Genomic DNA, 26,410 nt, shown 5'->3' on the forward strand with positions numbered 1-26,410 from the left:
CGCGGACCGTCAAGGTCGACCTCCATGATCTCAAGCGGCTTTCCGGCGGCAACGGCAACGGCGGCGCGGGTTTTCATCTGGCAATCCTCCAACGCGATTTTGCGCTCAGGCTTTCAGGTTTTGGCCTGCTCATCAACCGCCAGATGAGACGAAATATCGGCTTTCTTGACGCAGGTAGCACACCCTTGACCGCAGGCGTTCGCGCCACGCACACGGTACTTGAGACATGGCGACATAATCCATAGAACTGGACCGTCCGCCGGAGGGGAATTTGCCCGCATGTTCACCAAAATCCTGATCGCCAACCGTGGCGAGATAGCCTGCCGCGTCATCAAGACCGCGCGCAAGATGGGCATCGCCACGGTCGCTGTCTATTCCGACGCCGATCGCGATGCCGCGCATGTCGAGATGGCCGACGAGGCGGTGCATATCGGACCGTCGCCAGCCGCGCAGAGCTATCTCGTGCCCGAGAAAATCATCGCGGCGTGCAAGGCGACCGGCGCTCAGGCCGTGCATCCCGGCTATGGCTTCCTGTCCGAGCGCGCATCATTCTGCGAGGCGCTGGAGAAGGAGGGCATCGTCTTCATCGGGCCGAAGCCGAAGGCCATCAAGGCGATGGGCGACAAAATCGAATCGAAGAAATTCGCCAACGCCGCCAATGTTTCGACGGTTCCCGGCTGGCTCGGCGTCATCGAGAACGCCGACCACGCGGAGAAGATCGCCGGAGAGATCGGCTATCCCGTGATGATCAAGGCCTCGGCCGGCGGCGGCGGCAAGGGCATGCGCATCGCTTGGAACCAGGCCGAGGTGCGCGACGGCTTCGACCGCGCGCGCTCGGAGGCCAAGAGCTCGTTCGGCGACGAACGCGTCTTCATCGAGAAGTTCATCGTCGATCCACGCCACATCGAGATCCAGGTGCTGGCCGACGCGCATGGCAACGCGCTCTATCTCGGCGAGCGCGAATGCTCGATCCAGCGCCGCAACCAGAAGGTGGCCGAGGAGGCGCCATCGCCTTTCCTCGATGCCAGGACGCGCAAGGCCATGGGCGAGCAGTCGGTGGCGCTGGCCAGGGCCGTCGACTACCAGAGCGCCGGCACGGTGGAATTCATCGTCGACGCTGAGAAAAACTTCTATTTCCTTGAAATGAATACACGATTGCAGGTCGAGCATCCGGTGACCGAGCTTGTCACCGGTATCGATCTGGTCGAGCAGATGATCCGTGTGGCCGCCGGCGAGAAGCTCGCCTTGAAGCAAAGCGACGTGAAACTGAATGGCTGGGCGGTGGAGAGCCGGCTCTATGCCGAGGATCCGTATCGCAACTTCCTGCCGTCGATCGGCCGCCTGACGCGCTATCGACCGCCGCAGGAAGGGCAAGTCGGCGACGTCATCATCCGCAACGACACCGGCGTCACCGAGGGATCGGAGATTTCGATGTTCTACGACCCGATGATTGCCAAGCTGTGCACCTGGGCGCCGACCCGGCTGGAGGCAATCGACGCGATGTCCGAAGCGTTGGACAGTTTTGTCGTCGACGGCATCGAGCACAACATCCCTTTTCTGGCGGCGCTCATGCAGCATCCGCGCTGGCGGGAAGGGCGGATTTCGACCGGATTCATCGCAGAGGAATATCCCGACGGCTTTGCGCCGATCCTGCCCGACCATGACGACAAGGCCGTGTTGGCGGCGGTCGCCACCGTGGTCGAACTGCTGCGCCGCGACCGACTCGACCGGCTGGGCGGGCGCTTGGCGCCGCATTCGGGGGCACTCAAGCGGGACTGGGTGGTGAAGATTGGCAAGGACTATCTGTCCGCGTCCATCCTGGAGGGCATGATCTCCATTCCGATGGAAGTCAACTTGTCCATCGAGGGCGGCAAGCCGCTGACGGTTTCGTCGGCCTGGCGGCCGGGCGAACTGGTCTGGCGCGGCAGCGTCGGCGGGCACGAAATGGTGGCGCAACTGCGCCCGGCGCCAAACGGCCTTCGCATCGCGTGGAAAGGGCTTTCCGTGACGGCGCGCGCCATGCTGCCGCGCATTGCCGCGCTGGAAAGGCTGATGCCGGAAAAGCTGGCGCCCGACACGTCCAACCTGCTGCTTTGCCCCATGCCCGGCCTCGTCGTCTCGATCGCCGTCGCCGAAGGCCAGGAGGTCAAGGCCGGCGAGACTCTGGCCGTCGTCGAGGCGATGAAGATGGAGAACGTGCTGCGCGCCGAGCGCGATCTCGTGGTGGCGAAACTCAACGTCAAGCCGGGCGACAGCCTGGCCGTCGACGCGGTGATCATGGAATTCGCCTGAAGCGAGGGCGGGCGGAAGCCTGTGGCCGATGTTCGTTTGTGCTGGACTGGCATCGCCCGGTGCCGGACAATACATCTTGATCGACTCAAGTCCTTCGGGAAACGCGAAAAACCATGGCGGATGACAGACTTCCACGCGACCCCTTGCTGCGCGAAGCGGCAGTGAAGGCGGCGGCGCCAGAAGCGCCGGCGCGTCCTTTCGTGCATCTTCGCGTCCACTCGGCCTATTCGCTGCTGGAAGGCGCGCTCCAACTCGGCAAGATCGTCGGCCATGCGGTCAAGGACGAGTGTCCGGCAATCGCGGTCACCGACACCAACAATCTGTTCGGCGCGCTCGAATTCGCGCAGAAGGCGGTGAAGGACGGCATCCAGCCGATCATCGGCTGCCAGATCGCGCTCGCCTTTTCCGGCGAGAACGTCGACGGCCAGCGCGACCGCCGGCGGCAGGGGCCCGAGATGCGGCCAGTCGTGCTTATCGCGGCGACCGAGGCCGGCTATTCCAATCTGGTCAGGCTGGTAAGCCGCGTCTATCTGGAGACGCCGCCCGGCGAGGCGGTGCATCTGACCAGCGAGATGCTGGAGGGCCAGGCCGACGGGCTGATCTGCCTCAGCGGCGGTCCCCGCGGCCCTATCGGCGCGGCTCTGAAGGAGGATCGACGCGATCTCGCGGAGACCCGGCTGTCGACCCTGAAAGCCCTGTTCGGCGATCGGCTCTATGTCGAACTGGAACGAGTTTCCGGTTACGACCGGCTGATAGAACATTCCGCGATCGATCTCGCCTATGCCCACGAATTACCGCTCGTCGCCACCAACGAGGCGTTCTTCTCCTCGCGCGACGATTATGACGCGCATGATGCGCTGATCGCCATAGCGGAGGGCTCGGTCGTCGCCGTGGACAATCGCCGCCGGCTTTCACCGGATAACTTCCTGCGTAGCCAGGCTGAGATGGCAGCGTTGTTCGCCGATCTGCCGGAAGCGATCGACAACACGGTCGAGATCGCGTTGCGCTGCTCCTACTATCCGAAAACCCGCAGCCCGATCCTGCCGCGCTTTACCGGCGGCGACGCGTCGGACAAGGACGCAGCCGAGAAGGCCGAGGCCGCCGAACTTGCCCGCCAGGCGCGTGAAGGGCTGGAGGCCCGGCTTGCCGCGCACGGACCGACGCCGGGCTATACGGTCGAGCAATACCGCGAGAGGCTCGAGTTCGAGCTCGGCATCATCGAGAAGATGAAATTCCCAGGCTACTTCCTGATCGTTGCCGACTTCATCAAATGGGCCAAGTCGCAAGGCATTCCAGTCGGGCCGGGGCGCGGCTCGGGTGCGGGCTCGCTGGTCGCCTATTCCACCACCATCACCGACATCGATCCGCTGCGTTTCTCGCTGCTGTTCGAGCGCTTCCTCAATCCGGACCGCGTGTCGATGCCCGATTTCGACATCGACTTCTGCCAGGACCGCCGCGAAGAGGTGATCCGCTATGTCCAGCAGAAATATGGACGCGACCAGGTCGGCCAGATCATCACCTTTGGAACGCTGCAAGCCCGCGCCGTGCTGCGCGACGTCGGTCGCGTGCTGCAAATGCCTTACGGCCAGGTCGACAAGCTGTCCAAGATGGTGCCGCAGAACCCGGCCAATCCGGTAAAACTGGCGGACGCCATCGCCAACGAGCCGCGTTTTGCCGAGGAGGCCGAAAAGGAGCCGATCGTCCAGACGCTGCTCGACATGGCACAGAAGCTGGAAGGGCTTTATCGCCATGCGTCGACGCACGCCGCCGGCATCGTCATCGGCGACCGGCCGCTGTCGGAGCTGGTGCCGATGTACCGCGATCCTCGTTCGGACATGCCGGTCACCCAGTTCAACATGAAATATGTCGAGCAGGCCGGGCTGGTGAAGTTCGACTTTCTCGGCCTGAAGACGCTGACGGTGCTGGAGACGGCGGTGAAGCTGATACGCCGCCGCGGCATCGACATCGATCTTGCGACGATACCGCTCGACGACCCCGAGACCTACGCCATGCTGTCGCGCGGCGAAGTGGTCGGGGTGTTCCAGGTGGAAAGTGCCGGCATGCGCAAGGCGCTGATCGGCATGCGGCCCGACTGCATCGAGGACATCATCGCACTGGTCGCGCTCTACCGGCCGGGACCGATGGAGAACATACCGACCTACAACGCCAGGAAGCATGGCGAGGAGGAGATGGCGTCGATCCATCCCAAGATCGACCATCTGGTGAAGGAGACGCAAGGCGTCATCGTCTACCAGGAACAGGTGATGCAGATCGCGCAGGAATTGTCCGGCTATTCGCTGGGCGAAGCAGATCTTTTGCGCCGCGCCATGGGCAAGAAGATCCGCGCCGAGATGGACAAGCAGCGGGAGCGCTTCGTCTCGGGCGCGGTCGAGCGCGGCGTGGCCAAGCCGCAGGCCGACTTCATCTTCGACCTGCTTGCCAAGTTCGCCGACTACGGCTTCAACAAGTCGCACGCGGCCGCATACGCCGTCGTCTCGTACCAGACCGCCTATCTCAAGGCGCATTATCCGGTCGAGTTCCTGGCGGCGTCGATGACGCTCGACATGGGAAACACCGACAAGCTCGCGGATTTCCGCCAGGATGCGCTGCGCCTCGGCATCGAGGTGGTGGCACCGTCCGTGATGACAAGCTTTCGTCCCTTCGAGGTCGGGGAGAACCGCATCTACTATTCGATGGCCGCGCTCAAGGGAGTCGGCGACGCGGCGGTGGAGCATATCGTCGCCATGCGCGGCGAGAAGCCGTTCAAGAGCCTGGCCGATTTCTGCGAAAGGGTCGATCCGAAAATCGTCGGCAAGCGCGTCTTCGAAAGCCTGATCATGGCTGGAGCGCTGGACTGTTTCGGCCATGACCGCGCTGCGATGATGGCTGGCGTCGAGCGGATGATGGGGCTGGCATCGCTGGCGCAGCAGAACGCCGTCTCTGGTCAAGCCGATATCTTCGGCGCATCCCTGGGGGCGCAGTCGCAGGCGCTCAACCTGCCGGTGACGGAACCGTGGCTCGCCGCCGACCGCCTGCACCGCGAATTCCAGGTGGTCGGTTTCTATCTCTCCGCCCATCCGCTGGACGAGTACAAGGCGGCGCTGCAGAAGATGCGGGTGCAGAACTGGGCGGAGTTTTCGGCCGCGGTCAAGCGCGGTGCCACCGCAGGGCGCCTCGCCGGCACCGTGACCACCAAGCAGGAGCGCAAGACGCGGACCGGCAACAAGATGGGCGTGGTGCAGTTCTCGGACACGTCCGGCCAGTATGAGGCGGTGCTGTTTTCCGAAGGATTGGCGCAGTATCGCGACATGCTGGAGCCGGGCCGCTCCGTGGTCATTACCGTGGCGGCGGAGGACAGGCCGGAGGGCGTCAACCTGCGCATCCAGACCGTGCAGTCGCTTGAGGACGAGGCCAGCCGCATCCAGAAGGCGCTGCGCATCTTCGTCAGAAACGATGCGCCTGCCTCGATCATTCAGTCGCAGCTTACCCAGCGCGGTGAAAGTCAGGTGAGCATCATCGTTATCAAGGAAGAAGCGCAGGGCGAGGTGGAGATTGCCCTGCAGGGGGGCTACCGCGTCTCGCCGCAAATCGCCTCGGCGATGCGCGCCGTGCCAGGCGTGGTCGAAGTGGAGCTGGTGTGATCGCCCCTTCCGGGGACTGGTGGCAATCCGCCGGGCGGCATCCGCCGCTCAAGTCACCGCAATTGCCATGAAGACGAAAGACAGCGACGGATTGCAGGACCGTTCCACAATGGCGCGGCTGCGCGACACGCTGCGCAAGCTCTACCACGGCCGCACGCCGGCGGCTTTTCGTTTTCAGCTGGTTGCGGTCATCATCGACCTTGCCATCATTGCCTTCTTCATCGCTACGCCCGTCATCCAGCAGTCGGCCTCATTCCTGTGGCTCGACTATGCGGTGGCGGCTCTGGTCGCCGCCGACCTGGTTGCCAGGCTGCTTGCCTCGAACGACATGCTGCGGCTGATGAAGCAGCCGACCTCCTGGGTGGACATTTTCATCCTTTTGACGCTGCTGATGCCGACGGCGCTCGCCAATCTCGGCTTTCTGCGCATCCTGCGGCTATGGTCGCTGTCGCGCAGCGGTTCGCTCTGGCGGCATTTCGAGATGCAGGGCCTGCGGCCCTGGCGCGAAGCGAGCCACGCGGTGATCAACCTCTTGACGTTCCTCTTCGTGATCACTGGTTTCGTCTACACTTTCTTCTTCCGCAGCGGAGCGGGGCTGGAAAGCTACATCGACGCGCTTTACTTCACCGTCGCGACGGTGACCACGACCGGGTTCGGCGACATCGTGCTGCCGGGAATGGCGGGGAAACTGACGGCGATCGTGACCATGATCATCGGCATATCGCTGTTCGTCAGGCTGGCGCAGGCGATCTTCCGACCGGCCAAGGTGTTCTTTCCCTGTCCGCAATGCGGCCTGCAACGGCACGAGCCGGACGCCGTTCACTGCAAGGCCTGCGGCCACCTCCTCAACATACCCGACAGCGGTGATTGAGGGGCGATTGAGGCGCGCTACGATGCCGCCGCTTGCGCCGGCTTTGGCTGCCGGCGCTGCAGGTTGAGCATATTGCCCATCAGGATCAGCAATGCCCCGCCTGCGGTGAAGGCGTCGATCTGCTCCTGGTAGAGCAGCCAGCCGATCAATGCCGACAGCGGCACGCGCAGGAAATCCATCGGCGAAATGACGGTGGCATCGGCGTAGCTCAGCGCCCAGGCCATGCAGAAATGCGACGACATGCCGGTGAAGGCGATCAGCAGAATCCACGGCCACAGCTCGAGCGACGGGTTGCGCCATTCGTAGAGCGCCGGGACCAGGCCGAGCACCGACTGGATGATCAACATCCAGAAGATGATTCGCACAACGCTGTCGGTCCGCGTCAGCGACTTGACCAGGACCAGCGAGATGCCGAAGCACATTGCCGCGCCCAGCACGACCAGATGTCCCGGATCGACCGAGCCGACGCCTGGGCGCACGATGATCACGACACCGATCAGCCCGAGCGCCACGGCGCCGAGCTTCGGCCGGGTGAGCCTTTCGCCGAGAAAGGTGACCGCAAGGATCGCCGTCCAGATCGGCGTCGTGAATTCGATCGAGATCAGCACCGCCAAAGGGATCAGCGTCAGGGCGTAGAGCCACGCCGCCTGGCCGGTATAGTGAACCACGTTGCGCGTGACATGGGCGAGGGGGCGCCCAGTGCGCATGGCGGCAAAGCCGCCATTTTGCATGACCAGCGGCAGCAGGATGAAAAAGCCGATCACCGAGCGCAGCTCCAGCACCTGGAAAACGTTGAGCTCGGCCGTGGTGGCGCGGCCCGCGACCGACATCGCCAGGAACGAGGCGATCGACAGCGCCATCCAGAACGCGGCCTTGGGGATGGAAGGGGTGGGTGCCATTTCCGCTATGTCGCAGGCCGTGGCTTTTGCCGCAACCGCTAGCAGCCGCATTCTTCTGGGCCAGCCGGATGTTGCAAAACAGTCATGTTGAAGGCGGAACCTGGCACGACAGGGGGCGTTGAGTTCCGAATATCGGAAGTGCTTCGCAGGTGCCTTTCAATGTCGATAGGAGAATTTCGATGAGATCATTTGCGCAATTTGCGCTTGCTGGTTGCCTGTTGGTCACGGCAGGCGCGGCACATGCCGACGAGTCCAGATTTCTCCAGTCGTTCAAGGGCAATTTCACCGGCAAGGGCATCGTCAAGGTGACTACCGACGCGCCGACGGTGAATGTGTCCTGCACGTTCAGGTCAAACGCGACGTCGACCTCATTGTCGCTCGATGGCAATTGCCGAGGGCTTATCGTGGTGACGCGCGCCATCAGCGCGGACCTGAGGACTGCCGGAGCGAAATATAGCGGCACTTATGTCGGGTCTCGTACCGGGCCTGCGCAATTGAACGGCACCCGTTCGGGCAACGCGATCAATCTCGGCATCCGTTGGGCCAAGGAGGTCAATGGTGACCGAAAGGCGCAGATGAAGGTCGAGAAACGAGGCGAGAACGGCATGCGGCTGACGGTGATCGACACTGATCCGAAAACCGGCAAGAGCATGGTGACAAGCAGGATCGATCTGCAGCGCACCTAAATCTCGACAGCTGATATCCATTATCAGTCTTCCAGCGGCTCTGGCGGGTGGGTGTCGCGGCCTTTGCCGAACGTATAGCCGGTTTCCACCGCCTTGCGGCCGAACTTGTCGCGCAGCGCGTCGATGGCGCCTTCGGCCATGGCCCGCTTGCGCGACTGGATATCGACCAGATCGGGCGGATCGGCCTTGTCATCGGCGGAAAGATCGCTGACGCCGATGCCGAGCAGCCGGTATTTGGTGCCGTCGGTTTCCTTGCGCAGCAGCTCGACCCCGGTCGAAAAGATACGGTCGGCGAGCCGGGTCGGGTCGCCGAGTTGGCGGTTGCGGGTGCGGATCTTGAAATCCTGCGTCTTCAGCTTGAGCACCACCGTGCGCCCGGCGATGCCGGATTTCTTCAGCCGCGCCGAGACCTTTTCCGAAAGGCCCCGCAGCACCGAGACCAGCTCGTCCAGCGAAGCGATATCGGTGTCGAAAGTGGTTTCGGCCGATACGCTCTTGGCGTCCTGGTCGGGATCGACGCGGCGGACGTCCTCGCCGCGCGAGAGCCGGTAAAGCCGGTCGCCCATCACGCCATAGCGGCGCATGAGGTCGCCACGGTCCATCTTCTGGAGCTGGCCGATGGTGCGGATGCCGTCCTGTTCGAGCGTGGCGTTGAATGCCTTGCCGACCCCCCAGATCATGCTCACCGGCTGTGCGGCGAGGAAACCCACGGCTTCCGCTTCGCCGATGACCGAGAAGCCGCGCGGTTTGCGGAAATCCGACGCCACCTTAGCCAGGAACTTGCAGTAGGACAGACCTGACGAAACGGTGATGCCGATCTCCTTCTCGACGGCCAGCGCGAAACGGGCCAGCACCACCGCCGGCGGCAGGCCGTGCAGCCGTTCGGTTCCGGCAAGGTCGAGAAACGCCTCGTCGATCGAGAGCGGCTCGACCAGCGGCGTCAGCGCCTGCATCATCGCGCGCACCTCGCGCCCGACGACCACGTATTTTTCCATATTGGGCGGGATAACCACCGCTTCGGGGCAAGCCTCGAGCGCCTTGAACATGGGCATGGCGGAACGCACGCCCCTTATCCGGGCGATGTAGCAGGCGGTGGAGACGACGCCGCGCTTGCCGCCGCCGATGATCAGCGGCTTGTCCTTCAGCGCCGGGTTGTCGCGTTTTTCGATTGCCGCATAGAAAGCGTCGCAGTCGATATGGGCCAGATGCAGCCGGTACAGCTCGGGATGACGGGCAAGCCTGGGGCTGCCGCATCGCTCGCAGCGCCTGGCGTCGCTGCGCTGAAAGGCCAGGCAGTCGCGGCAGAAACCGTGATCAGGATTATTGACAGGAGCCGCCATCGCTGCGAACATAAAGAGAACAAACACAATGGTACGACAGTGCAAGGCTAGCGACAAGCTTGGCCTGGGGAGAACGCATGAGCACGACCATAGTGCCGCTGGCGCCTGAGCTCTGGCCTGAATTCGAAGATCTCTTCGGCAAGCAGGGCGCCTGCTACGGCTGCTGGTGCACGCATTTCCGGCTGGCGCCGGCGGCTCGTCGCGAAAGCAGCCGCGAACGCAACAAAGACCACATCAGGGCGCGCATCGAAGCAGGCCCGCCACCGGGCATGCTGGCGTTCGAGGACGGCAAGGCAGTCGGCTGGATGCAGATCGGGCCGCGCGCCGACGTGCCCGAGTGGAACAACCGGGGCCGGGGCTCGGCTCCGGTCGATCCCGCGGACGCATCGGATCCGAGCGTCTGGGCAATTTCCTGTTTCTTCATCCGCGCCAAGGCACGGGGCCGGGGCATCAGCCATCGCCTGGTCGAAGGCGGCATCGATTTCGCCCGCAGGAACGGCGCGCGAATGGTGGAAGCCTGCCCGATAGACCTGTCGAAGGATTCACGCTCCATCGGGCTGTTCGTGGGCTCGTCGCGCGTGTTCGAGAAGGCCGGGTTCGAGCGGCTCCTGGAACGCAAGGCGGGCCGGCCGTTGATGCGGCTGGTGCTGGAGCCGAGCGCCTGAACTTCGCCGTCTTGCAGTTGTGACGGTCTTTCCCTACCAGAAGTAGGAGACGATTTTGCCTTTTCGACCAAACGGAGAATTCTACGTGAACCGGATGTTGCCAATCGCCTTTACCGCGCTTCTGCTCAGCGCGCCCGCTTTCGGCCAGAGCGTCGACAGCCAGGGTGCGAAGCAGCTATCCGAGAACCTGTCCCGCTATGTCGGCAAACAGGCCCTCGACAAGGGCATCCTGAAGGTCTCGGTCGAAGGCGGCGCCTACAAGATCATGTTCGATTTCAAGGCGCTCGCCGGCACCTTGCCCGACCAGAAGCTGTTGAAATTCGACTTTGCGCCCTATGCCCTGCTGGTCAAGCCGCGCAGCGACGGGACCTGGGATGTCTCGATGGATCTTTCGCACAGCGCCTCCTTCGAGTTCAACGGGCCGCAGGGGCTGCAGAGCACGCAATTTTCTATCAAGGACGGCAAGGGTTCCGGTGTCTACGACCCCAATCTGGCGGCCTTTACCAGCGGCACCAGTTCGATGGCGGGCATGACGATGGTGTCGCAAGATGCCAAGCAGCACATGGAAGTCAGCGCCGACGGCGGCACCGCGACCATGGCCGCCACCAAGGCTGCCAATGGCGGGGTCGATTTCGCGTTGTCGCAAAAAGTGTCGAACTTTGTCGAGGCGATCAAATTCGACGATCCCGAAAGCGGACTGAAATTCCCGGTCACCGTCAAATCACCGGAACTGTCGGTGGATGCCAAAGGCAAGGGCGTGCAGACCAAGCCGCTGCTCGATCTCCTGGCATTTGCCGTCGCCAATGAGAATGAAGCCACGCTGAAAGCCAACCAAGCGCAGCTCAAATCGCTTCTGCTCGCCGCGCTTCCTGTGTGGGAACGCATCGACGGGACATACGGGTTCAAGAATTTCGCGGTCCAGAGCCCGGTCGGCACGTTCGGTGCGGCGCAGCTCAGCACCGCCTTCGGAATGGATGGCGTCGCCCAGAGCGGTACGATCGGCTACGGGATCAAGGCATCTGGGTTGACCGTGCCGCAGCAGCTTCTGCCGAACTGGAGCATGGCGCTGCTGCCGACCGATATCGACCTGAACTTCGGCGGCGCCAATATCGATCTCGACAGCATGGCGAAGAAGGCAATCGAAGCCTTTGATCTTAACAAGAACCCGCCGCTGTCGGCCGAATTCGGAGAGCAGCTCAAAACCAACTTCATGGCCAAGACGCCGAAGGTCGTCATTGGCCATAGCACCATCAAGAACAAGGATACCGAAATTGCCTTGGAAGGCGAAATGACTTTTCCTGGCGAGAAGCCGGAAGCCAATGTGACGGTGGCCGTGGCCGGCTTCGACAAGATCGTCGAGGGCTTGCAGGAAGCGGCGAAATCGGAACCGGAGGTGGCGCAGTACGTGCCTGTGGCCCTGATGGTGAAAGGGTTCGGCAAGACCTTGACGGACGGCCGCATGGAATGGGTCGTCAACGCCAAGCCGGACGGTTCGGTCATTGTCAATGGCGTCATGCTGAAGCCGGCCGATCCTGCCGAGGACGACAGCATTGACGATGGCGGCGACGAGACGGACCAGGCGGATCCGACACCGTAGCCACTCGGCTCACCAAAGCGCGTCGCCTTCGAACGGATTGGCGCGACGCGCCTCAAGCCTTCGTTTTATACTTGTCGCTCAAAACGGGCGGGCGACAAGAGTCAGACTTCGCTCGACCTGGCGATCGGGGCGCCGCCTTGGGATCGTCACTCATATGGAATGCTCGTGGTTATCGTCGCCCAGCGGCAGCGCGCGCAACGCCTTGCCGACGGAGGCCGGTGGCGTGCCGGTTTCCTCAGCAAAACGCAGCAATGTGGGTTCGTGGGCGAGAACGAACTGCAGCACACCGGCCAGAAATCCCGGCTCGCCGGCAGCTTTGCGGATCGAATGCGCCTCGATGCCGGTGATCGCGAGGAAGCGAGGCAGCAGTTCGGGATCAGAGGCGACGAAGGCCAGAGCCTTCACGGCAATGGTTTCGGCCTCTTCGCGCATTGACGCTGCGTTTGCCATCATTACCTTCAGGGTATGCGGAATGTGAGTCTCTTCCGCAGTAATGGCAAGCGTCGCTTGCGGCAAGTCGTTACCTCTTCAGTGCGGGACCCGAGGTGGAAACGGAGCAGCTTTTCTCGCCGCAGGTTTCCGTTTCGTCAATCATATTGCCGTAGAGTCGACCAGGGTTTGGTGCGTCCCGGAAGGGCGCATAACGGCCGCGTTCGAGCGAAACAGCGGCCGGGACGGGATATCGATGCCTAAGAAGGTCATGATCGTCGAGGACAATGAGCTCAACATGAAGCTCTTTCGGGACCTCATCGAAGCAAGCGGTTACGAGACAGTTCGCACCCGCAACGGTCTGGAAGCGCTCGATCTGGCGCGTCAGCACCGGCCGGATCTCATTTTGATGGACATCCAGTTGCCTGAAGTGTCTGGGCTGGAGGTGACGAAATGGCTGAAGGAAGACGACGACCTGCACGTCATCCCGGTCATTGCCGTCACCGCCTTCGCGATGAAGGGCGACGAGGAGCGCATCCGCCAGGGCGGCTGCGAGGCTTATATCTCCAAGCCGATCTCGGTGCCGCGCTTCATCGAAACCATCAAGTCCTACCTGGGTGATTCCTGATGCACCTTGCCGCCAAAGCCGGAGCCTTGTGAAATGACCGCTCGGATTCTCGTCGTCGACGACATCCCTGCCAATGTCAGGCTGCTGGAGGTTCGGCTGCTGGCCGAATATTTCGAGGTGTTGACCGCCACCAACGGCCCGGATGCGATCGAGACCTGCGAGAACGGCAAGGTCGACGTCGTGCTGCTCGACGTCATGATGCCGGACATGGACGGCTTCGAGGTCTGCCGCCGCCTGAAGAGCGATCCGGCGACGTCGCATATTCCAGTGGTAATGATCACCGCACTCGACCAGGTTTCCGACAGGGTGCGCGGGCTTGAGGTCGGCGCCGACGATTTCCTGACCAAACCCGTCAACGACCTGCAACTGATGACGCGCGTCAAGAGCCTCGTCAGGCTGAAGTCGCTGACCGACGAGTTGCGGCTGCGCGCTTCGACCACGCGCAACATCGGCATCGAAGAGTTGCTCAGCCGCAATTTCGCCTCCGAGGACACGACGCCGAAAGTGCTTCTGATCGATGAGCGCAAATCGTCGATCGAGCGCGTCCAGAAGATGCTGCGCGACTGTGCTGACCTGGATGTCGCCAGCGATCCGCATGCCGGCTTCTTCCAGGCGGCGGAGACGCCCTATGAATGCGTGATGATCTCGACGAGCTTCGCCGATTTCGATCCGCTTCGGCTCTGCTCGCAACTGCGCTCGCTCGATCGCACACGCTTCCTGCCGATCATCCTGCTGGCGGAGGAGGGCGAGGAGGAGCGCATCATCCGTGGTCTCGAACTCGGCATCAACGACTATCTGATGCGGCCTATCGACCAGCAGGAACTGATGGCGCGGTTGCGCACCCAGGTGCGCCGCAAGCGCTACAACGACCAATTGCGCGCCAGCGTGACGCAGACGATCGAAATGGCGGTGACCGACGGGCTGACCGGGCTGCACAACCGCCGCTATCTCGACAGCCATCTCCAGACGCTGTTCGACCGCGCCGTGGCGCGGCGTCGGCCGCTGTCGGTGATGATCACCGACCTCGATCGCTTCAAGTCGATTAACGACACGCACGGCCATGACGGTGGCGACGAGGTGCTGCGGGAATTCGCGCGGCGGCTGCGCAAGAACGTGCGCGGCATCGATCTGGCCTGCCGGTTCGGCGGTGAGGAGTTCGTAGTGGTCATGCCTGACACCGATGGAGCGATCGCCGAAAAGGTGGCCGAACGCATCCGCGCCGAAATCGCCCAGATGCCGTTCGTCATCGGGCCTGACGGCAAGGCCATCGAGGTCACCGTCAGCGTCGGCGTGTCGTCGGTGCTGAAGGGGGTGGATACGGTGGCGGCGCTGATGAAACGCGCCGATCTGGCGCTCTATGAAGCCAAGAGCGGTGGCCGCAACCGCGTCGTCGCCAAGGCTGCCTGACGGACCGGGTAAGAGTATCCGTCAATCCGGCAAGGTTACCCATTTACCTTAATCCAAGCGATTCACGAGGCTTGGTTAAGAAACTGTTGATTTTCATAAGCTCTTGCGCAAATGTGCGGCCACAGACAGAGCGACGCCGGCACGAGGACAGACAGCCGGGTCGATCAAAAAATACCCCATGATGCTCAGGTCCGCCGCATCTCCTGGGTCCGTGGGGTCGGCCGGCCGGCGCTGGCACATAGTGGCCTCCTCGTACCGCTGCCAAACGCCGACCGGCCCCCTTTCAAAATAGCATCAGGATTCTGCGCCAACCTCCGGATATCAGGAGCTTTTTGCGCACAGGATATCGACAGCATTTGGACTGTAAAAGGCGAGCCACGATGTGGAGAGCTGCGGCGCACGCTCTCTTGCCATCCGGCGGAGGGCGTTGCTCCTCACTTCATACATATGGCGCCCAAGGGGCTTGCTTCAAGCCCGGGTTCCTCCCGTAAAACCGCGGCCCTAGCCAATAGGAGCGGAGTGACGGGAATGCGTGCACCGACAGATGGATCGCGTCGAAATCATGCGGTGATTGTCGCCGGGGGCGGCCCGACAGGATTGATGCTGGCAGGCGAACTCGCATTGGCGGGCATCGACGTCGCCATTGTCGAGCGGCGCCCGACCCAGCAGCTGATTGGCTTGCGCGCGGGTGGCCTGCACGCACGCACAATCGAGGTGCTCGACCAGCGCGGGATCGCCGACCGGTTCCTCTCCCAGGGGCAATGCTTCCCGACCGTCGGCTTCCACATGATCCGTTTGGACATCAGCGACTTTCCCAGCCGGCACAACTATCTGCTGGCGCTGCGGCAAAACCACATCGAGCGGATATTGGCCGACTGGATCAGCGAATTGGGGGTGCCGATCCATCGCGGACAGGAAGTCACGGATTTCATGCAGGACGACAGTGGCGTGGATGTGGGGCTTTCCGATGGCCGACGGATGAAGGCGCAGTACCTCGTCGGATGCGACGGTGGACGCAGCACGATCCGCAAGGCGGCGGGCATCGAATTCGCTGGATGGGATCCGACGATGAGCTGGATGATCGCCGAGGTCGAGATGTCGGAAGAACCGCCATTGGGCTTTCGCAGCGACGCCCACGGAACCCATGCGATAGGCAAGATCGAGGACGGCGACCGGTTGGGCATCGTGCTGACCGAGAAACGACTGATCATCGGTGGTGAACCGACATTGGACGATCTCCGCGAGGCGCTCACCGTTATCTATGGCACCGATTTCGGCGTCCACAGTCCGACCTGGCTCTCTCGTTTCACCGATATGACGCGCCAGGCTGCCGCTTACCGCGACAGACGTGTCCTGCTGGCCGGCGACGCTGCGCATATCCATCCCCCAATGGGCGGACAGGGCCTCAACATCGGCGTGCAGGACGCGGTCAACCTGGGATGGAAGCTGGCCCAGGTCGTCAAACGGGCATCACCGGACAGCCTGCTCGACAGCTACCATGCCGAGCGCCATCCGGTCGCCGCCCGTGTGTTGCGCAACACGATGGCACAGGTCGCGCTTCGGCGCATGGATGACCGCACCAAGGCTCTGGGCGACACCATTGCCGAACTGCTCGGCATGGACGAGCCTCGCAAACGCATCGCGGCCGAAATGTCCGGCCTGGACGTTCGTTACGGCTTGGGCGAGCGCCATCCGTTGCTTGGGCGGCGAATGCCCGATCTCGATCTGCTCACCGCCAGCGGGCCGGTGCGGCTGTTTACCTTGCTGCATCATGCCCGGCCGGTGCTGATCAACCTCGGCACGCCCGGCATGCTGGACATCAAGCCATGGGCGGATCGGGTCCAGCAGGTCGACGCCGTGTACGACGGCGACTGGGAGCTGCCAGTTCTCGGGGCCGTCGCCAGGCCCGTCGCGGTGCTGATCCGCCCGGACGGGTACGTGGCATGGGTTGGTTCCGGAAGCCAACAGGGACTGGCCGATGCGCTGACCACCTGGTTCGGGCCGCGCGTTGATGTGGCGTAGCAGGGTCGAGGCCGGCCTGGCGCATCGCCCGCAAACGCGTGCTTGTCATGCGTTGCGAGCTTTTACGGTGCTAGGTCTCCTGACATCCCGTTGACAGGAGGTACCATCTGTGCAGAAATTGGTTGGACCATTGGACCACTTGGAACGCGCGTGGATCAAAACAGCCTGCCACCTATTCAGACGACGGCGCGTGACGACGCCGTTCTGAAGGCGTTGGTAGGCTTTGTTCGTGCCGAGGCCCTCCAGCCGGGCGAGCGGCTGCCAACGGAACGCATCCTGGCCGAGCGGCTGAAGGTCAGCCGCAACACGGTGCGCGAGGCGCTGACGCGCTGGGAAGGGCTCGGCCTGGTCGAGCGCCGGCAAGGCAGCGGCACCTATCTCAAGGCAGCCGTTTCGCCGGACATGTTGCATCTGCCGCTGACGCTTGCGGGCGGCAACGACTTCACCAGCCTGATGCAGACGCTTGAAATCCGTCGCGCGCTGGAGGCGGAAGCCGCCGCCCTTTGCGCCGAACGCGCGAGCCAGACCGATATCGCCGAAATCGAGCGCAAGCTCGACATCATGGAGCAGGCGTTCCGCACGCGCGAGGGCATGTCTTCGGAAGAGGACTGGGAGTTCCACCAGGCGATCTACAGGGTTTCCGGCAACCCGCTGTTCGAACAGATCATCGCCGCCATGCACGAATTGTTCCACCGCTTCTGGGAGCATCCGCTGGGCGTGCGCGATTTCGGCCACGCCAGTTTTCCCTATCATCGGACCATTTACGAGCGCATCGCCGCGCGCGACCCGCACGGCGCCCGCGCCGAAGCGCTCAAGCTGATCGCCACCGTCGAGGACGATCTCAAGCGCGGCGCCGCCAAACTCAAACTTTCGAGCCAGACATGAACGAGCATCCCTCAGGTTTCGATCACGACTATCTCGCCGAGGCGGCGACGCTTCTGGCGCATGACCAACCTTTCCCGGGTGGGGCGGTGGTGCCGCCGATCTACCAGACATCGCTGTTCACCTTCGCCAACTATGCCGAGATGGCGGATACTTTTGCCGGCAAACGGAAGCAGCCGATCTATTCGCGTGGCGACAATCCGACGGTGATGGAATTCGAGGCACGCGTCGCCGCGCTCGAGGGCGCCGAGGCCGCGCGCGGCTTTTCCAGCGGCATGGCGGCGATCAGCGCCACGGTGCTCGCCTTCGTCGGCGCCGGCGAGCGCATCGTTGCGGTGCGCAATTGCTATGGTGATGCCTATCGGCTGTTCGAGCGGCTTTTGCCGCGGCTCAACATCAGGGTCGACTATGTCGACGGCTCCGATCCGGATGCGGTGGCGGCGGCCCTTCCGGGCGCCAGGCTGCTCTATCTGGAGAGCCCGACCTCGATGATGTTCGAGTTGCAGGACTTGGCTCACCTGACCCGGCTGGCGAAGGAGCAGGGCATCGTCACCACGATCGACAATTCCTGGGCGACACCGGTGTTCCAGAAGCCGATCACGCATGGCGTCGATCTGGTGCTGCATTCGGCTTCGAAATATCTCGGCGGCCATAGCGATACGGTCGCCGGCGTGGTGGCAGGCTCGGCCGCCCACATCAAGCACATCAACGAGCAGACTTATTCCTATCTCGGCGGCAAGCTTTCGCCCTTCGAGGCCTGGCTCTTGCTGCGCGGGCTGCGCACGCTGCCGCTGCGCCTGCCGCACCACATGAAGAGCGGGCTTGCCATCGCCGAACGGCTGAAGGCGCACGGCAATGTCGAGCGCGTCAACCACCCCGCCTATTCGAACCATCCGGGCAAGGCGACGCTTGCTGGTTACGCGGGGTTGTTCTCCTTCGAGGTCACCGAGGATATCGACATCCCTGTCTTCGTGGATGCGTTGAAATATTTCCGCATCGGCGTGAGCTGGGGCGGCCATGAGAGCCTGGTCGTGCCCGCCAAGGCGTCGCTGGAGCAGACGCCGGGACTGAATTCGATGGCGCGCTTCGGCGTCAGCCCCCGAACCATCCGCTTCAATGTCGGATTGGAGAATGTCGAGGACCTGTGGGCCGACGTGGCGCAGGCCTTCGAAAAAGCCAGAAAATAACAAGCCGCTTCAAAATGGGAGTCTTGAAGATGAAAAAACTGACCGTCATGCTTGCCACAGCCGCGGGATTGGCAATTTCCGCCGGAAACGCGCTGGCCGATTCGACCCTGAAAATGGTCGAAGTCATCACCAGCCCGCCGCGCACGGAGTTCCTGAAGAAGCAGATCGCCGAATTCGAAAAGGCCAATCCCGGCATCAAAGTCGAGCTGGTCTCGCTGCCCTGGGGCCAGGCCTTCGAGAAATTCCTGACCATGGTGCAGGCCGGCGATACGCCCGACGTGGTCGAGATGCCGGAACGTTGGATGGGCCTCTACGCCAACAATGCCCAGCTCGAGGATCTCGGCCCGTACATGGCCAAGTGGGACGACGCCAAGACGCTCGGCGACCGTGCCAAGCAGTTCGGCTCGACCGTCAACAACACCCAGTTCATGATCCCTTACGGCTACTATGTGAACGCGTTGTTCTGGAACAAGAAGCTGTTCAAGGAAGCCGGCCTCGACGGCCCGCCGGCCACGCTCGACGAGTTCGTCGCCGATTCCAAGAAGATCTCGGCGTTGCCCGGCAAATACGGCTACTGCCTGCGCGGCGGGCCCGGCGCCTTCAACGGCATGCACATGTTCATGAACATCGCCGCCGGCAAGGGCGGCTACTTCAACGAAGACGGCACGTCGACCATAAACGAGGAGGGCTCGGTCAAGGGCCTGCAGATGCTGGCAGACATGTACAAGCAGGGCCTGGCGCCCAAGGATGCGGTGAGCTGGGGTTTCAACGAAACCGTCACCGGCTTCTATTCCGGCACCTGCGCCATGCTCAACCAGGATCCGGATGCGCTGCTGGGTATAGCCGACAAGATGAGCGCAGACGACTTCGCCGTGGCGCCGCTGCCGGTCGGGCCGAGCGGCAAGTCCTATCCGACGCTCGGCTATGCCGGCTGGGCAATGTTCGCCAATTCGCAGCACAAGGACGACGCCTGGAAGCTGATGGCGACGCTGCTCTCGCCCAAGGACAATCTGGAATGGGCCAAGGAAGTCGGCGTCGTCCCGATCCACAACGGCGCCGACCAGGATCCGCATTTCAAGACCGAGCAGTTCAAGGGCTGGTTCACGGAGCTCAGCGACAGCGCCAAATATGAAATGGTGACGCCGCCGACGCATCTGGAGAATCTCGGCAATTTCGTCGACCAGGTGGCGATCAAGAATTTCCAGGAAGTGCTGCTGGGCCAAAAGACGGCCAAGGAGGTTGCCGACCAATGGGCCGCCTTCCTGACCAAGGAACAGCAGGACTGGATGGCGAAGAACAAGAAGTAGTTTTTCTTCCTTCTCCCCGTTCACGGGGAGAAGGTGGCCCGATAGGGCCGGATGAGAGGCGGCGCTACGTTCTGTCAGCCTGGCGCTGCCCCTCATCTGCCTGCCGGCATCTTCTCCCCGTATACGGGAGAAGGGTGCTGTCGCCTTCGCCGGCACCCACTCACCACTGTTGAGCCCAAATGACCTATGCCGTTTCCGAAATACGACCCGCCGGGAGGCCGCGCCGCAAGCGGCTGACGCACGCTGCCACCGAACCCTGGCTTTATCTCAGCCCGGCGATCATCCTGCTGGTCGTGGTGCTTTTGGTGCCGCTGGTCATCGGCATCAGCTATTCGTTCCGTAAGTTTTCGGCCTTCAAGTCGGAATATGTCGGGCTCGGCCAGTACCAGGCGATGCTGTCGGATGCCGTGCTCGGCCAGGCGCTGGTCAATACGTTGTGGTGGACGCTCTCCAGCCTGTTCTTCCAGTTCTTCCTCGGCCTTGGCCTGGCGCTGCTGCTCGACAAGCCGTTTCGGGGCCGCAAGGTGGTGCAGGCGCTGGTGTTCCTGCCCTGGGCGGTGCCGTCCTTCCTGTCGGGCCTGACATGGGCATGGCTGTTCAATCCGATCATCGGGCCGCTGCCGCACTGGCTGTTCGCGCTGGGGCTAAAGGCCGAGCCGACCAACGTTCTCTCCGATCCCTCGACCGCCATGTGGGGGCCGATCGTCGCCAATGTCTGGTTCGGCATCCCGTTCTTTGCCATCACGTTGCTGGCGGCACTGAAATCCATTCCCTCGGAACTGCATGAGGCGGCAGCGATCGACGGCGCCTCGCCCTGGCAACGCTTCACCAAGGTGACGCTGCCGTTCCTGGCGCCGACCATCGCCATCACGGTGATGCTGCGTACCATCTGGATCGCCACTTTCGCCGACCTGATCTTCGTCATGACCGAGGGCGGGCCGGCCGGGTCGACCAACACGGTGCCGGTCTACATCTATGTCAGTGCCTTCAAGTCGCTGGACAAGGGCTACGCATCGGCGGTTGCCGTGCTGCTGCTCTTCCTGCTCATTGCCTATGCGATCGCGCTGATCGCCATCCGCCGCTCCCTGGTGAGGCACGTCTGATGATTGCGGGACGCTCATCTTCGCAGCGCTTCTTCGGCGGCGTCGGGCTCTATGCGGCCATCGCGGCCTATGTGATCTTCGCCCTGTTCCCGATCTTCTGGACGCTGAAGATATCGGTTACGCCGGAACGGCTTCTCTATTCCGAAGGCATCACCTTCTGGCCGTCGCAGATGACGTTGCAGAACTTCGTCACCGTGCTCGAGGCGACCGACTTTCCGCGCTATTTCCTCAACAGCGTCATCGTCTCGGTTTCGACGGCTGCACTGGTGACTGTCATCGCGACGCTTGCCGGCTATGCCATGTCGCGCTTCACCTTTCGCGGCAAGGCGGCACTGGCGCTGATGCTGCTTTTGACCCAGACTTTCCCGCTAGTCATGGTCATTCCACCGATCTATCGCGTGATGGGCCAGATCGGCCTGATCAACAGCCTGACCGGGCTGATCATCATCTACACCGCCTTCAATACCGCGTTTGCAACCTTCCTGATGCAGTCCTTCTTCGACGGCATACCGAAGGACCTGGAGGAGGCGGCGATGATCGACGGCTGCACACGCGCGCAGGCGATGCGCCGGGTGATCGTGCCGCTGACGCTACCCGGCATGGGCGCCACGCTCGGCTTTGTCTTCACCGCTGCCTGGAGCGAACTCCTGTTCGCGTTGATGCTGATCTCCAGCGATGACAAGAAGACCTTCGCCGTCGGCCTGCTCACCTTCATCGGCAAGTTCGCCGTCGACTGGGGGCAGATGATGGCGGCGTCGATCCTGGCGCTGATCCCGGTCTGCATCTTCTTCGGCTTCCTGCAACGCTATCTCGTCACCGGCCTCACCGCCGGCGCCGTGAAGGGATAATCGATGGCTTCCGTTACGCTGGAAAAAGTCCGCAAAGACTATGGCGCCGTGCGTGTGCTGCACGCGGTCGACCTCGACATCGCCGACGGCGAGTTCGTCGTCCTCGTCGGTCCGTCCGGCTGCGGGAAATCGACGCTTCTGCGCATGATCGCCGGTCTGGAGGAGGTTTCCGATGGCGAGATCCGTATCGGCGAGCGGCTGGTCAACGACGTCGCGCCGAAGGACCGCGACATCGCCATGGTATTCCAGTCCTACGCGCTCTATCCGCATATGGACGTGTCGAAGAATATGGGCTTCAGCCTGATGCTGAGGAAGGCAGAAAAGCAGGCGATCGACGCGCGGGTCGACGGCGCCGCCAAGCGGCTTGGGCTGGACAATTTTCTGCAACGCCTGCCGCGCCAGCTTTCCGGCGGCCAGCGCCAGCGCGTCGCCATGGGCCGGGCCATCGTGCGCGATCCCAAGGTCTTTCTTTTCGACGAGCCGCTTTCGAACCTCGACGCCAAGCTGCGCGTGCACATGCGCGCCGAGATCAAGGCGCTTCACCAGCAACTGAAGACCACGTCCGTCTATGTCACGCATGACCAGATCGAAGCCATGACCATGGCCGACCGCATCGTCGTGATGCATGACGGCGTCGTCCAGCAGGTCGGCGCGCCGCTCGACCTCTATGACCGGCCGGCCAACATGTTCGTCGCCGGATTCATTGGCTCGCCCGGCATGAATTTCCTGCCCGCGAGTGTTGAGAAGGGCGGCAAGGCGGATGCAGTGCTGTCCGATGGCCAGAAACTGCGATTGCCTGATGGCCTGCCACTCAGGGAAGGCGATGCGGTTACCGTCGGTTTGCGGCCGGAGCATATAAGGCTGGCGGATGACGGCCCGCTGCAAGGCGAAGTGGTGGTGGTCGAGCCGCTCGGCCTCTCGACGCAGTTCTACGTCAAGCTGGCCGGCCAGCAGCTTTGCGTGTTCGCCATGGGCCGCGCCGGCGTGAAGCCTGGCGAGACGGTGCGGCTATCGGCCGATCCGGCGGCGCTGCATGTTTTCGACCCGAAAAGCGCCGACCGGGTAGGGTAGGGGCGCGGCCGCCGAGCGGCCACTCTGTTGCCCGCTGGGCATATTCTAGCCATACGGCCTTTTGGCGAGTCGAAACTTGCTTCACCCGGGCCAACCGCTTTGCGGAGCCACATTAATAGAAACCTCCTCCTGCCGCCATCATGTGGCGTCCTTTCATCAATCAGTTTGGTTCTTGAATCGCCGCAACGCAGCGGGGGGGGGGGGAGATTTATAATGCCTGCGAATAACAACTCCGCCGACGCTCGTATCACTGAACCATGCCGGAGAATGACCAGCCTAGGCCGGTGAACCGGTATGTCAGAAGACGGCTTCCGTCTGCCATCACGCTCGGAGACCGGAGAATTGCTTTCATACGCAGCGAAATCACGGAACAGATTCAGTCGCGAATTGACGCGTAGCGGACAGCGAGGGCAGCAGTATCAAGCCACGCTCTATCCCAGGGCGGCCGGCAAAGCAGCCTAAATCTCTTTGAACTCCACCGTCCGCGGCGGGATATGAGCTAGGCTCAGCCGTTTGGTATTCTTGATTTCTGGTCAACTGCCGCCCTACTTTGGGCCATCATCAGGGACCTAGACGAATGATCTCGGTTTGCGGATACATCGGGGCGGTGATCGGTTGGAAGGCGCTCGAAAATGCCGGCGACATCCTAGATAAGATCGGCGAGACGCTGTTTGGCGGACGTTATAAAGCGATCTACGAGGACGTCGCATCCAAGCTGCGCGCTCATACAGGCGCGGTTCCAGCAAACCACGATTTGGAGCACGCCATTCGACTCAGTGAACTCACCTCTTCACTCGTGATGGTGCGCATGTATGTCGATACGCAAGAGGCCGACCAGTTGCGGCTTGGCGGACGGCCGCCGGAGCGTCGCGCGAGGATTCAGTTCGCTAGTGCCGCGCGCCGCTATCTGCATAAGCAGATCGGATTGGGCGGGCCATTCAAGCTAGAATCCAACAAGGACGTTGTCGATGAAATAGAGACAAACTTGGACGGCGCGCTATCGGCTCGCGACTTTGCAGCGGTCCAGGCGAGTCTGGATGCAGCGTGCAAGCGCGTTCTGCGCGATCTCATCGCTGGAACGGAGCAGGGAAAGGACCAACTGGCCGTTCCTGCCGATTTCGCGTCATTTTTTCGTGGAAAGGCGACAGATGATGAGCCGGGCTGGGCTCTTATTTTCCTTGCCTTCATGCGGGAGGCATTGAAGCAAAATCACAAAGCGGAGGTCGCCTTCGTCGCGTCTCGCCTTGGGTATTTGCGCAATTCGCTACCGAAACTCGAAGCCAAATTTGACCAATTTTTGCAGATAGCGAATTCGATAAAGAACGACACATCTGATATTAAAGATGATATATCTAAAATCCTAGCGATAGTTCAGAGACGTGAGTCTTATGTAATTGGAGGAATTAATTTTGAATTCCCCATTAAAATTGAAATAGCGATAAATGATCGTGGAGAGCTTATCATTTTCCACAATCGACCATTTAACGATGATTTGTCTAAACTCGAATTCAATATGGACGAAAATCGACTCTCTCTGATCATGATTAAAGGGTTCTCTTGTAATATACCAATAAGATCTGAGTTATCTGTGTTTATGAGAAAGTCTACACAGGCTCTAATGGTGCTTGTGAACGAGGAAGGTGGAAATCTAGTCGAGGGTGACTATGTGCCATTGCATGTCATGAAAAGGTACTTGGAATCACTTTCTTGTGGCTAGGGCAAAGCTGCGTAGAGACAAATTCTCTGGATCCTTGCTGAGGCGCCGTGGCTTTTGTCGTGGAGATTTATGCGGTGACGACGCGCACGCCTTTCGCGGTTTATGGGAGCCGCTCGACAAGGCCCCTGCCTCGCGCGGGCTTTGTGGCTATAGCAGCCCTATCGGCAGCGCGATCCACTATGTTGGCCGTTATGCTGGATTTGACTACCAACCAATGAAATCAATGTTTTAGGAACAAAAAACGCCGCCCGATGGGCGGCGTTTCGGCATTTTCTCGGAAAAACCAGATTACTTGATCTTGGTTTCCTTGAACTCGACGTGCTTCTTGGCAACCGGGTCGTATTTGCGGAACGACAGCTTGTCCGTCTTGGTGCGGCTGTTCTTGCTGGTCACGTAGAAGAAACCGGTGTCGGCGGTCGACAGAAGCTTGATCTTGATGTTTGCGGCTTTGGCCATGGTATCAGTCCGTTTGTTCGTGGGGTTTTGGCCGCTGGAGCACGGGAAAACACCCGGATGCGGGAAACTTGCCGCGACACATAAAGAACGCGCCCGGAAAGTCAAGCCCGACGCGCCTTGCGTGTCGTAAGCACATGAGTTGTCCGGATTAGGTAGCACGTGAGTTGTCCGGTTTTATCGTCAGCGGATGGAGGCTGGGGATGAAGCGGACGGCATGGCTACAGGACCGGAGAATGCAAAAGTTTCGGGACGTATTGAGCCGCTGGAATGGTGGCGATCTTTCGATGATGGAGGCAGGGGAGTTGCTTGGCATGTCGGAGCGGCAATTCCGACGCTACCGCGACCGGTACGAAGAGGCTGGGGAAGCAGGGTTGCTGGATCGGCGCTTGGGCAAGCTTTCGACGCGTCGGGTGCCGGCGGAAGCGATTGAGGAGATGCTGGAGCTTTACCGTCATCGCTACCTCGGCTGGAATGTGAAGCATTTCCACGAGCACCTGCTGCGCGATCACCATTTCAGCTGGGGCTACACCTTCATCAAGACGCAGCTCCACGCGGCGGGCCTTGTGGAACGGGCCAAGCGGCGCGGTGCTCACCGGCGCAAGCGGGAGAGGAAGCCTTGCGAGGGGATGATGCTGCATCAGGATGGCAGCCGTCATCGATGGCTGGCGGGTGAGCCGATGCTGGACCTGATCGTGACGATGGACGATGCGACGAGCACGATCTATTCGGCCTTCCTGATCGAGGAGGAAGGCACGGCGTCGAGCTTTCAGGGCCTTCTGGAGACATTCGTCGCCAAGGGATTGCCATCGAGCCTCTACAGCGATCGCGGCAGCCACTATTTCGTGACGCTGAAGGCCGGCGAGGCGGTCGACAAAAGCCGGCTGACCCAGGTCGGCCGGGCGCTCGAGCGGCTGGGTATCGAACATATTCCAGCCTATTCCCCTGAAGCGCGAGGCCGCTCGGAGCGGATGTTCTCCACCTTGCAGGATCGGCTGCCGAGGGAACTGGCGCTGGCCGGAATTGCCGACATCGAGGCCGCCAACCGGTTCATCGCACAGACCTACCTACCAGCTCACAATGCCCGCTTCGCCAGGCCGGCCGCGGTCGAGGACAGCGCCTTTGTCGCCGCAGACCCGCAACAACTGGCCCAGATCCTGTGCATCGAGGAGGAGCGCGTCGTTGCCCGCGACAACACGGTCGCCTTCGCGCGGTTGCGATTGCAGCTGCCATAGAGCCCGATCCGGCATCACTTCGTCAAAGCCACCGTCAAGGTCAGGCACTACCCGGATGGAACCCTCGCGATCTTTCACGGGCCGCGCCGCATCACTCGCTACAGCTCTGACGGCGCCGCAATCGAAGACA

At 61.9% G+C, this 26,410-nt stretch carries 22 protein-coding genes; 18 read left to right on the plus strand and 4 right to left on the minus strand.

What is annotated here, in order from left to right:
- The 4 genes from FJ986_RS30475 to FJ986_RS13140 all read left to right on the plus strand — a co-directional run.
- The coding region (locus tag FJ986_RS30475) for a hypothetical protein (protein WP_181181891.1) at positions 1-245 on the plus strand (245 nt) is incomplete at its 5' end.
- A 34-nt stretch (positions 246-279) separates the two neighbouring features.
- Positions 280-2,292, plus strand: a complete 2,013-nt coding sequence (locus tag FJ986_RS13130; protein ID WP_140674495.1) for an acetyl/propionyl/methylcrotonyl-CoA carboxylase subunit alpha — start codon at positions 280-282, stop codon at positions 2,290-2,292.
- 113 nt (positions 2,293-2,405) lie between these two features.
- A complete protein-coding gene (gene dnaE, locus FJ986_RS13135; RefSeq protein WP_140674497.1) occupies positions 2,406-5,933 on the plus strand; it encodes a DNA polymerase III subunit alpha in 3,528 nt (1,175 codons plus the stop codon).
- Positions 5,934-6,000: 67 nt separating this feature from the next.
- Positions 6,001-6,804, plus strand: coding sequence for a potassium channel family protein (locus FJ986_RS13140; protein WP_140674499.1), 804 nt, complete (start codon positions 6,001-6,003; stop codon positions 6,802-6,804).
- 17 nt (positions 6,805-6,821) lie between these two features.
- Here the strand turns inward: FJ986_RS13140 and FJ986_RS13145 are convergent, their stop codons facing one another.
- The gene (locus FJ986_RS13145; protein ID WP_140501527.1) at positions 6,822-7,703 is read right to left on the minus strand and encodes a DMT family transporter; all 882 of its coding nucleotides are present in this window, start codon (positions 7,701-7,703) and stop codon (positions 6,822-6,824) included.
- Positions 7,704-7,882: 179 nt separating this feature from the next.
- Between FJ986_RS13145 and FJ986_RS13150 the strand changes: the two genes are divergently transcribed.
- Complete coding sequence (locus FJ986_RS13150; protein WP_140501529.1) at positions 7,883-8,389, plus strand: hypothetical protein; 507 nt, start codon at positions 7,883-7,885, stop codon at positions 8,387-8,389.
- Positions 8,390-8,412: 23 nt separating this feature from the next.
- Here FJ986_RS13150 and FJ986_RS13155 read toward each other — a convergent pair whose 3' ends face one another.
- Positions 8,413-9,741 carry a DNA polymerase IV gene (locus FJ986_RS13155; protein ID WP_140674501.1) on the minus strand — a complete coding sequence of 443 codons (1,329 nt, stop codon included), beginning with the start codon at positions 9,739-9,741 and terminating at the stop codon, positions 8,413-8,415.
- Between the two features lie 65 nt (positions 9,742-9,806).
- On the opposite strand from FJ986_RS13155, the gene FJ986_RS13160 reads away from it, so the two are divergent.
- Together FJ986_RS13160 and FJ986_RS13165 are read left to right on the plus strand one after the other, a co-directional pair.
- Complete coding sequence (locus tag FJ986_RS13160; protein WP_140518294.1) at positions 9,807-10,394, plus strand: GNAT family N-acetyltransferase; 588 nt, start codon at positions 9,807-9,809, stop codon at positions 10,392-10,394.
- A 94-nt stretch (positions 10,395-10,488) separates the two neighbouring features.
- Positions 10,489-11,991 carry a hypothetical protein gene (locus FJ986_RS13165; RefSeq protein ID WP_140674828.1) on the plus strand — a complete coding sequence of 501 codons (1,503 nt, stop codon included), beginning with the start codon at positions 10,489-10,491 and terminating at the stop codon, positions 11,989-11,991.
- A gap of 150 nt (positions 11,992-12,141) precedes the next feature.
- On the opposite strand, the gene FJ986_RS13170 is transcribed toward FJ986_RS13165, so the two are convergent.
- Positions 12,142-12,441 carry a DUF3572 domain-containing protein gene (locus FJ986_RS13170; protein ID WP_140501536.1) on the minus strand — a complete coding sequence of 100 codons (300 nt, stop codon included), beginning with the start codon at positions 12,439-12,441 and terminating at the stop codon, positions 12,142-12,144.
- Between the two features lie 235 nt (positions 12,442-12,676).
- On the opposite strand from FJ986_RS13170, the gene FJ986_RS13175 reads away from it, so the two are divergent.
- The 10 genes from FJ986_RS13175 to FJ986_RS13230 all read left to right on the plus strand — a co-directional run bounded on the left by FJ986_RS13175 (position 12,677) and on the right by FJ986_RS13230 (position 24,592).
- Positions 12,677-13,048, plus strand: a complete 372-nt coding sequence (locus FJ986_RS13175) for a response regulator (RefSeq protein WP_140501538.1) — start codon at positions 12,677-12,679, stop codon at positions 13,046-13,048.
- A gap of 33 nt (positions 13,049-13,081) precedes the next feature.
- Positions 13,082-14,455, plus strand: coding sequence for a PleD family two-component system response regulator (locus tag FJ986_RS13180; protein ID WP_140674503.1), 1,374 nt, complete (start codon positions 13,082-13,084; stop codon positions 14,453-14,455).
- A gap of 528 nt (positions 14,456-14,983) precedes the next feature.
- Positions 14,984-16,477: an FAD-dependent monooxygenase gene (locus tag FJ986_RS13190; RefSeq protein ID WP_140623448.1), complete on the plus strand. Its 1,494-nt coding sequence runs from the start codon at positions 14,984-14,986 to the stop codon at positions 16,475-16,477.
- Between the two features lie 150 nt (positions 16,478-16,627).
- Positions 16,628-17,362 carry a FadR/GntR family transcriptional regulator gene (locus FJ986_RS13195; protein WP_140501544.1) on the plus strand — a complete coding sequence of 245 codons (735 nt, stop codon included), beginning with the start codon at positions 16,628-16,630 and terminating at the stop codon, positions 17,360-17,362.
- Entirely contained in the window at positions 17,359-18,546 is a 1,188-nt protein-coding gene (locus FJ986_RS13200) for a PLP-dependent transferase (RefSeq protein WP_140633488.1), read from the plus strand. The genes FJ986_RS13195 and FJ986_RS13200 overlap by 4 nt, the downstream gene beginning before the upstream one ends.
- Positions 18,547-18,575: 29 nt before the next feature.
- The gene (locus tag FJ986_RS13205; protein WP_140518290.1) at positions 18,576-19,853 is read left to right on the plus strand and encodes a sugar ABC transporter substrate-binding protein; all 1,278 of its coding nucleotides are present in this window, start codon (positions 18,576-18,578) and stop codon (positions 19,851-19,853) included.
- A gap of 179 nt (positions 19,854-20,032) precedes the next feature.
- Entirely contained in the window at positions 20,033-20,956 is a 924-nt protein-coding gene (locus FJ986_RS13210; RefSeq protein ID WP_140674505.1) for a sugar ABC transporter permease, read from the plus strand.
- Positions 20,956-21,804: a carbohydrate ABC transporter permease gene (locus FJ986_RS13215; protein WP_140501552.1), complete on the plus strand. Its 849-nt coding sequence runs from the start codon at positions 20,956-20,958 to the stop codon at positions 21,802-21,804. Before FJ986_RS13210 ends, FJ986_RS13215 begins: the two co-directional genes overlap by 1 nt.
- A 3-nt stretch (positions 21,805-21,807) precedes the next feature.
- Complete coding sequence (gene ugpC / locus FJ986_RS13220; RefSeq protein WP_140674507.1) at positions 21,808-22,875, plus strand: sn-glycerol-3-phosphate ABC transporter ATP-binding protein UgpC; 1,068 nt, start codon at positions 21,808-21,810, stop codon at positions 22,873-22,875.
- Positions 22,876-23,452: 577 nt separating this feature from the next.
- Positions 23,453-24,592 carry a hypothetical protein gene (locus FJ986_RS13230; protein ID WP_140520975.1) on the plus strand — a complete coding sequence of 380 codons (1,140 nt, stop codon included), beginning with the start codon at positions 23,453-23,455 and terminating at the stop codon, positions 24,590-24,592.
- Positions 24,593-24,880: 288 nt separating this feature from the next.
- Here the strand turns inward: FJ986_RS13230 and rpmG are convergent, their stop codons facing one another.
- Positions 24,881-25,048, minus strand: coding sequence for a 50S ribosomal protein L33 (gene rpmG / locus FJ986_RS13235; RefSeq protein ID WP_006201775.1), 168 nt, complete (start codon positions 25,046-25,048; stop codon positions 24,881-24,883).
- 233 nt (positions 25,049-25,281) lie between these two features.
- Here rpmG and FJ986_RS13240 point away from each other — a divergent pair, with 233 nt between their 5' ends.
- Entirely contained in the window at positions 25,282-26,280 is a 999-nt protein-coding gene (locus tag FJ986_RS13240) for an ISNCY family transposase (RefSeq protein WP_210241335.1), read from the plus strand.
- Positions 26,281-26,410 lie beyond the last annotated feature (130 nt).

Origin of the sequence: Mesorhizobium sp. B1-1-1 (genome assembly GCF_006442955.1) — a bacterium.
Classification (GTDB): Bacteria; Pseudomonadota; Alphaproteobacteria; order Rhizobiales; family Rhizobiaceae; genus Mesorhizobium.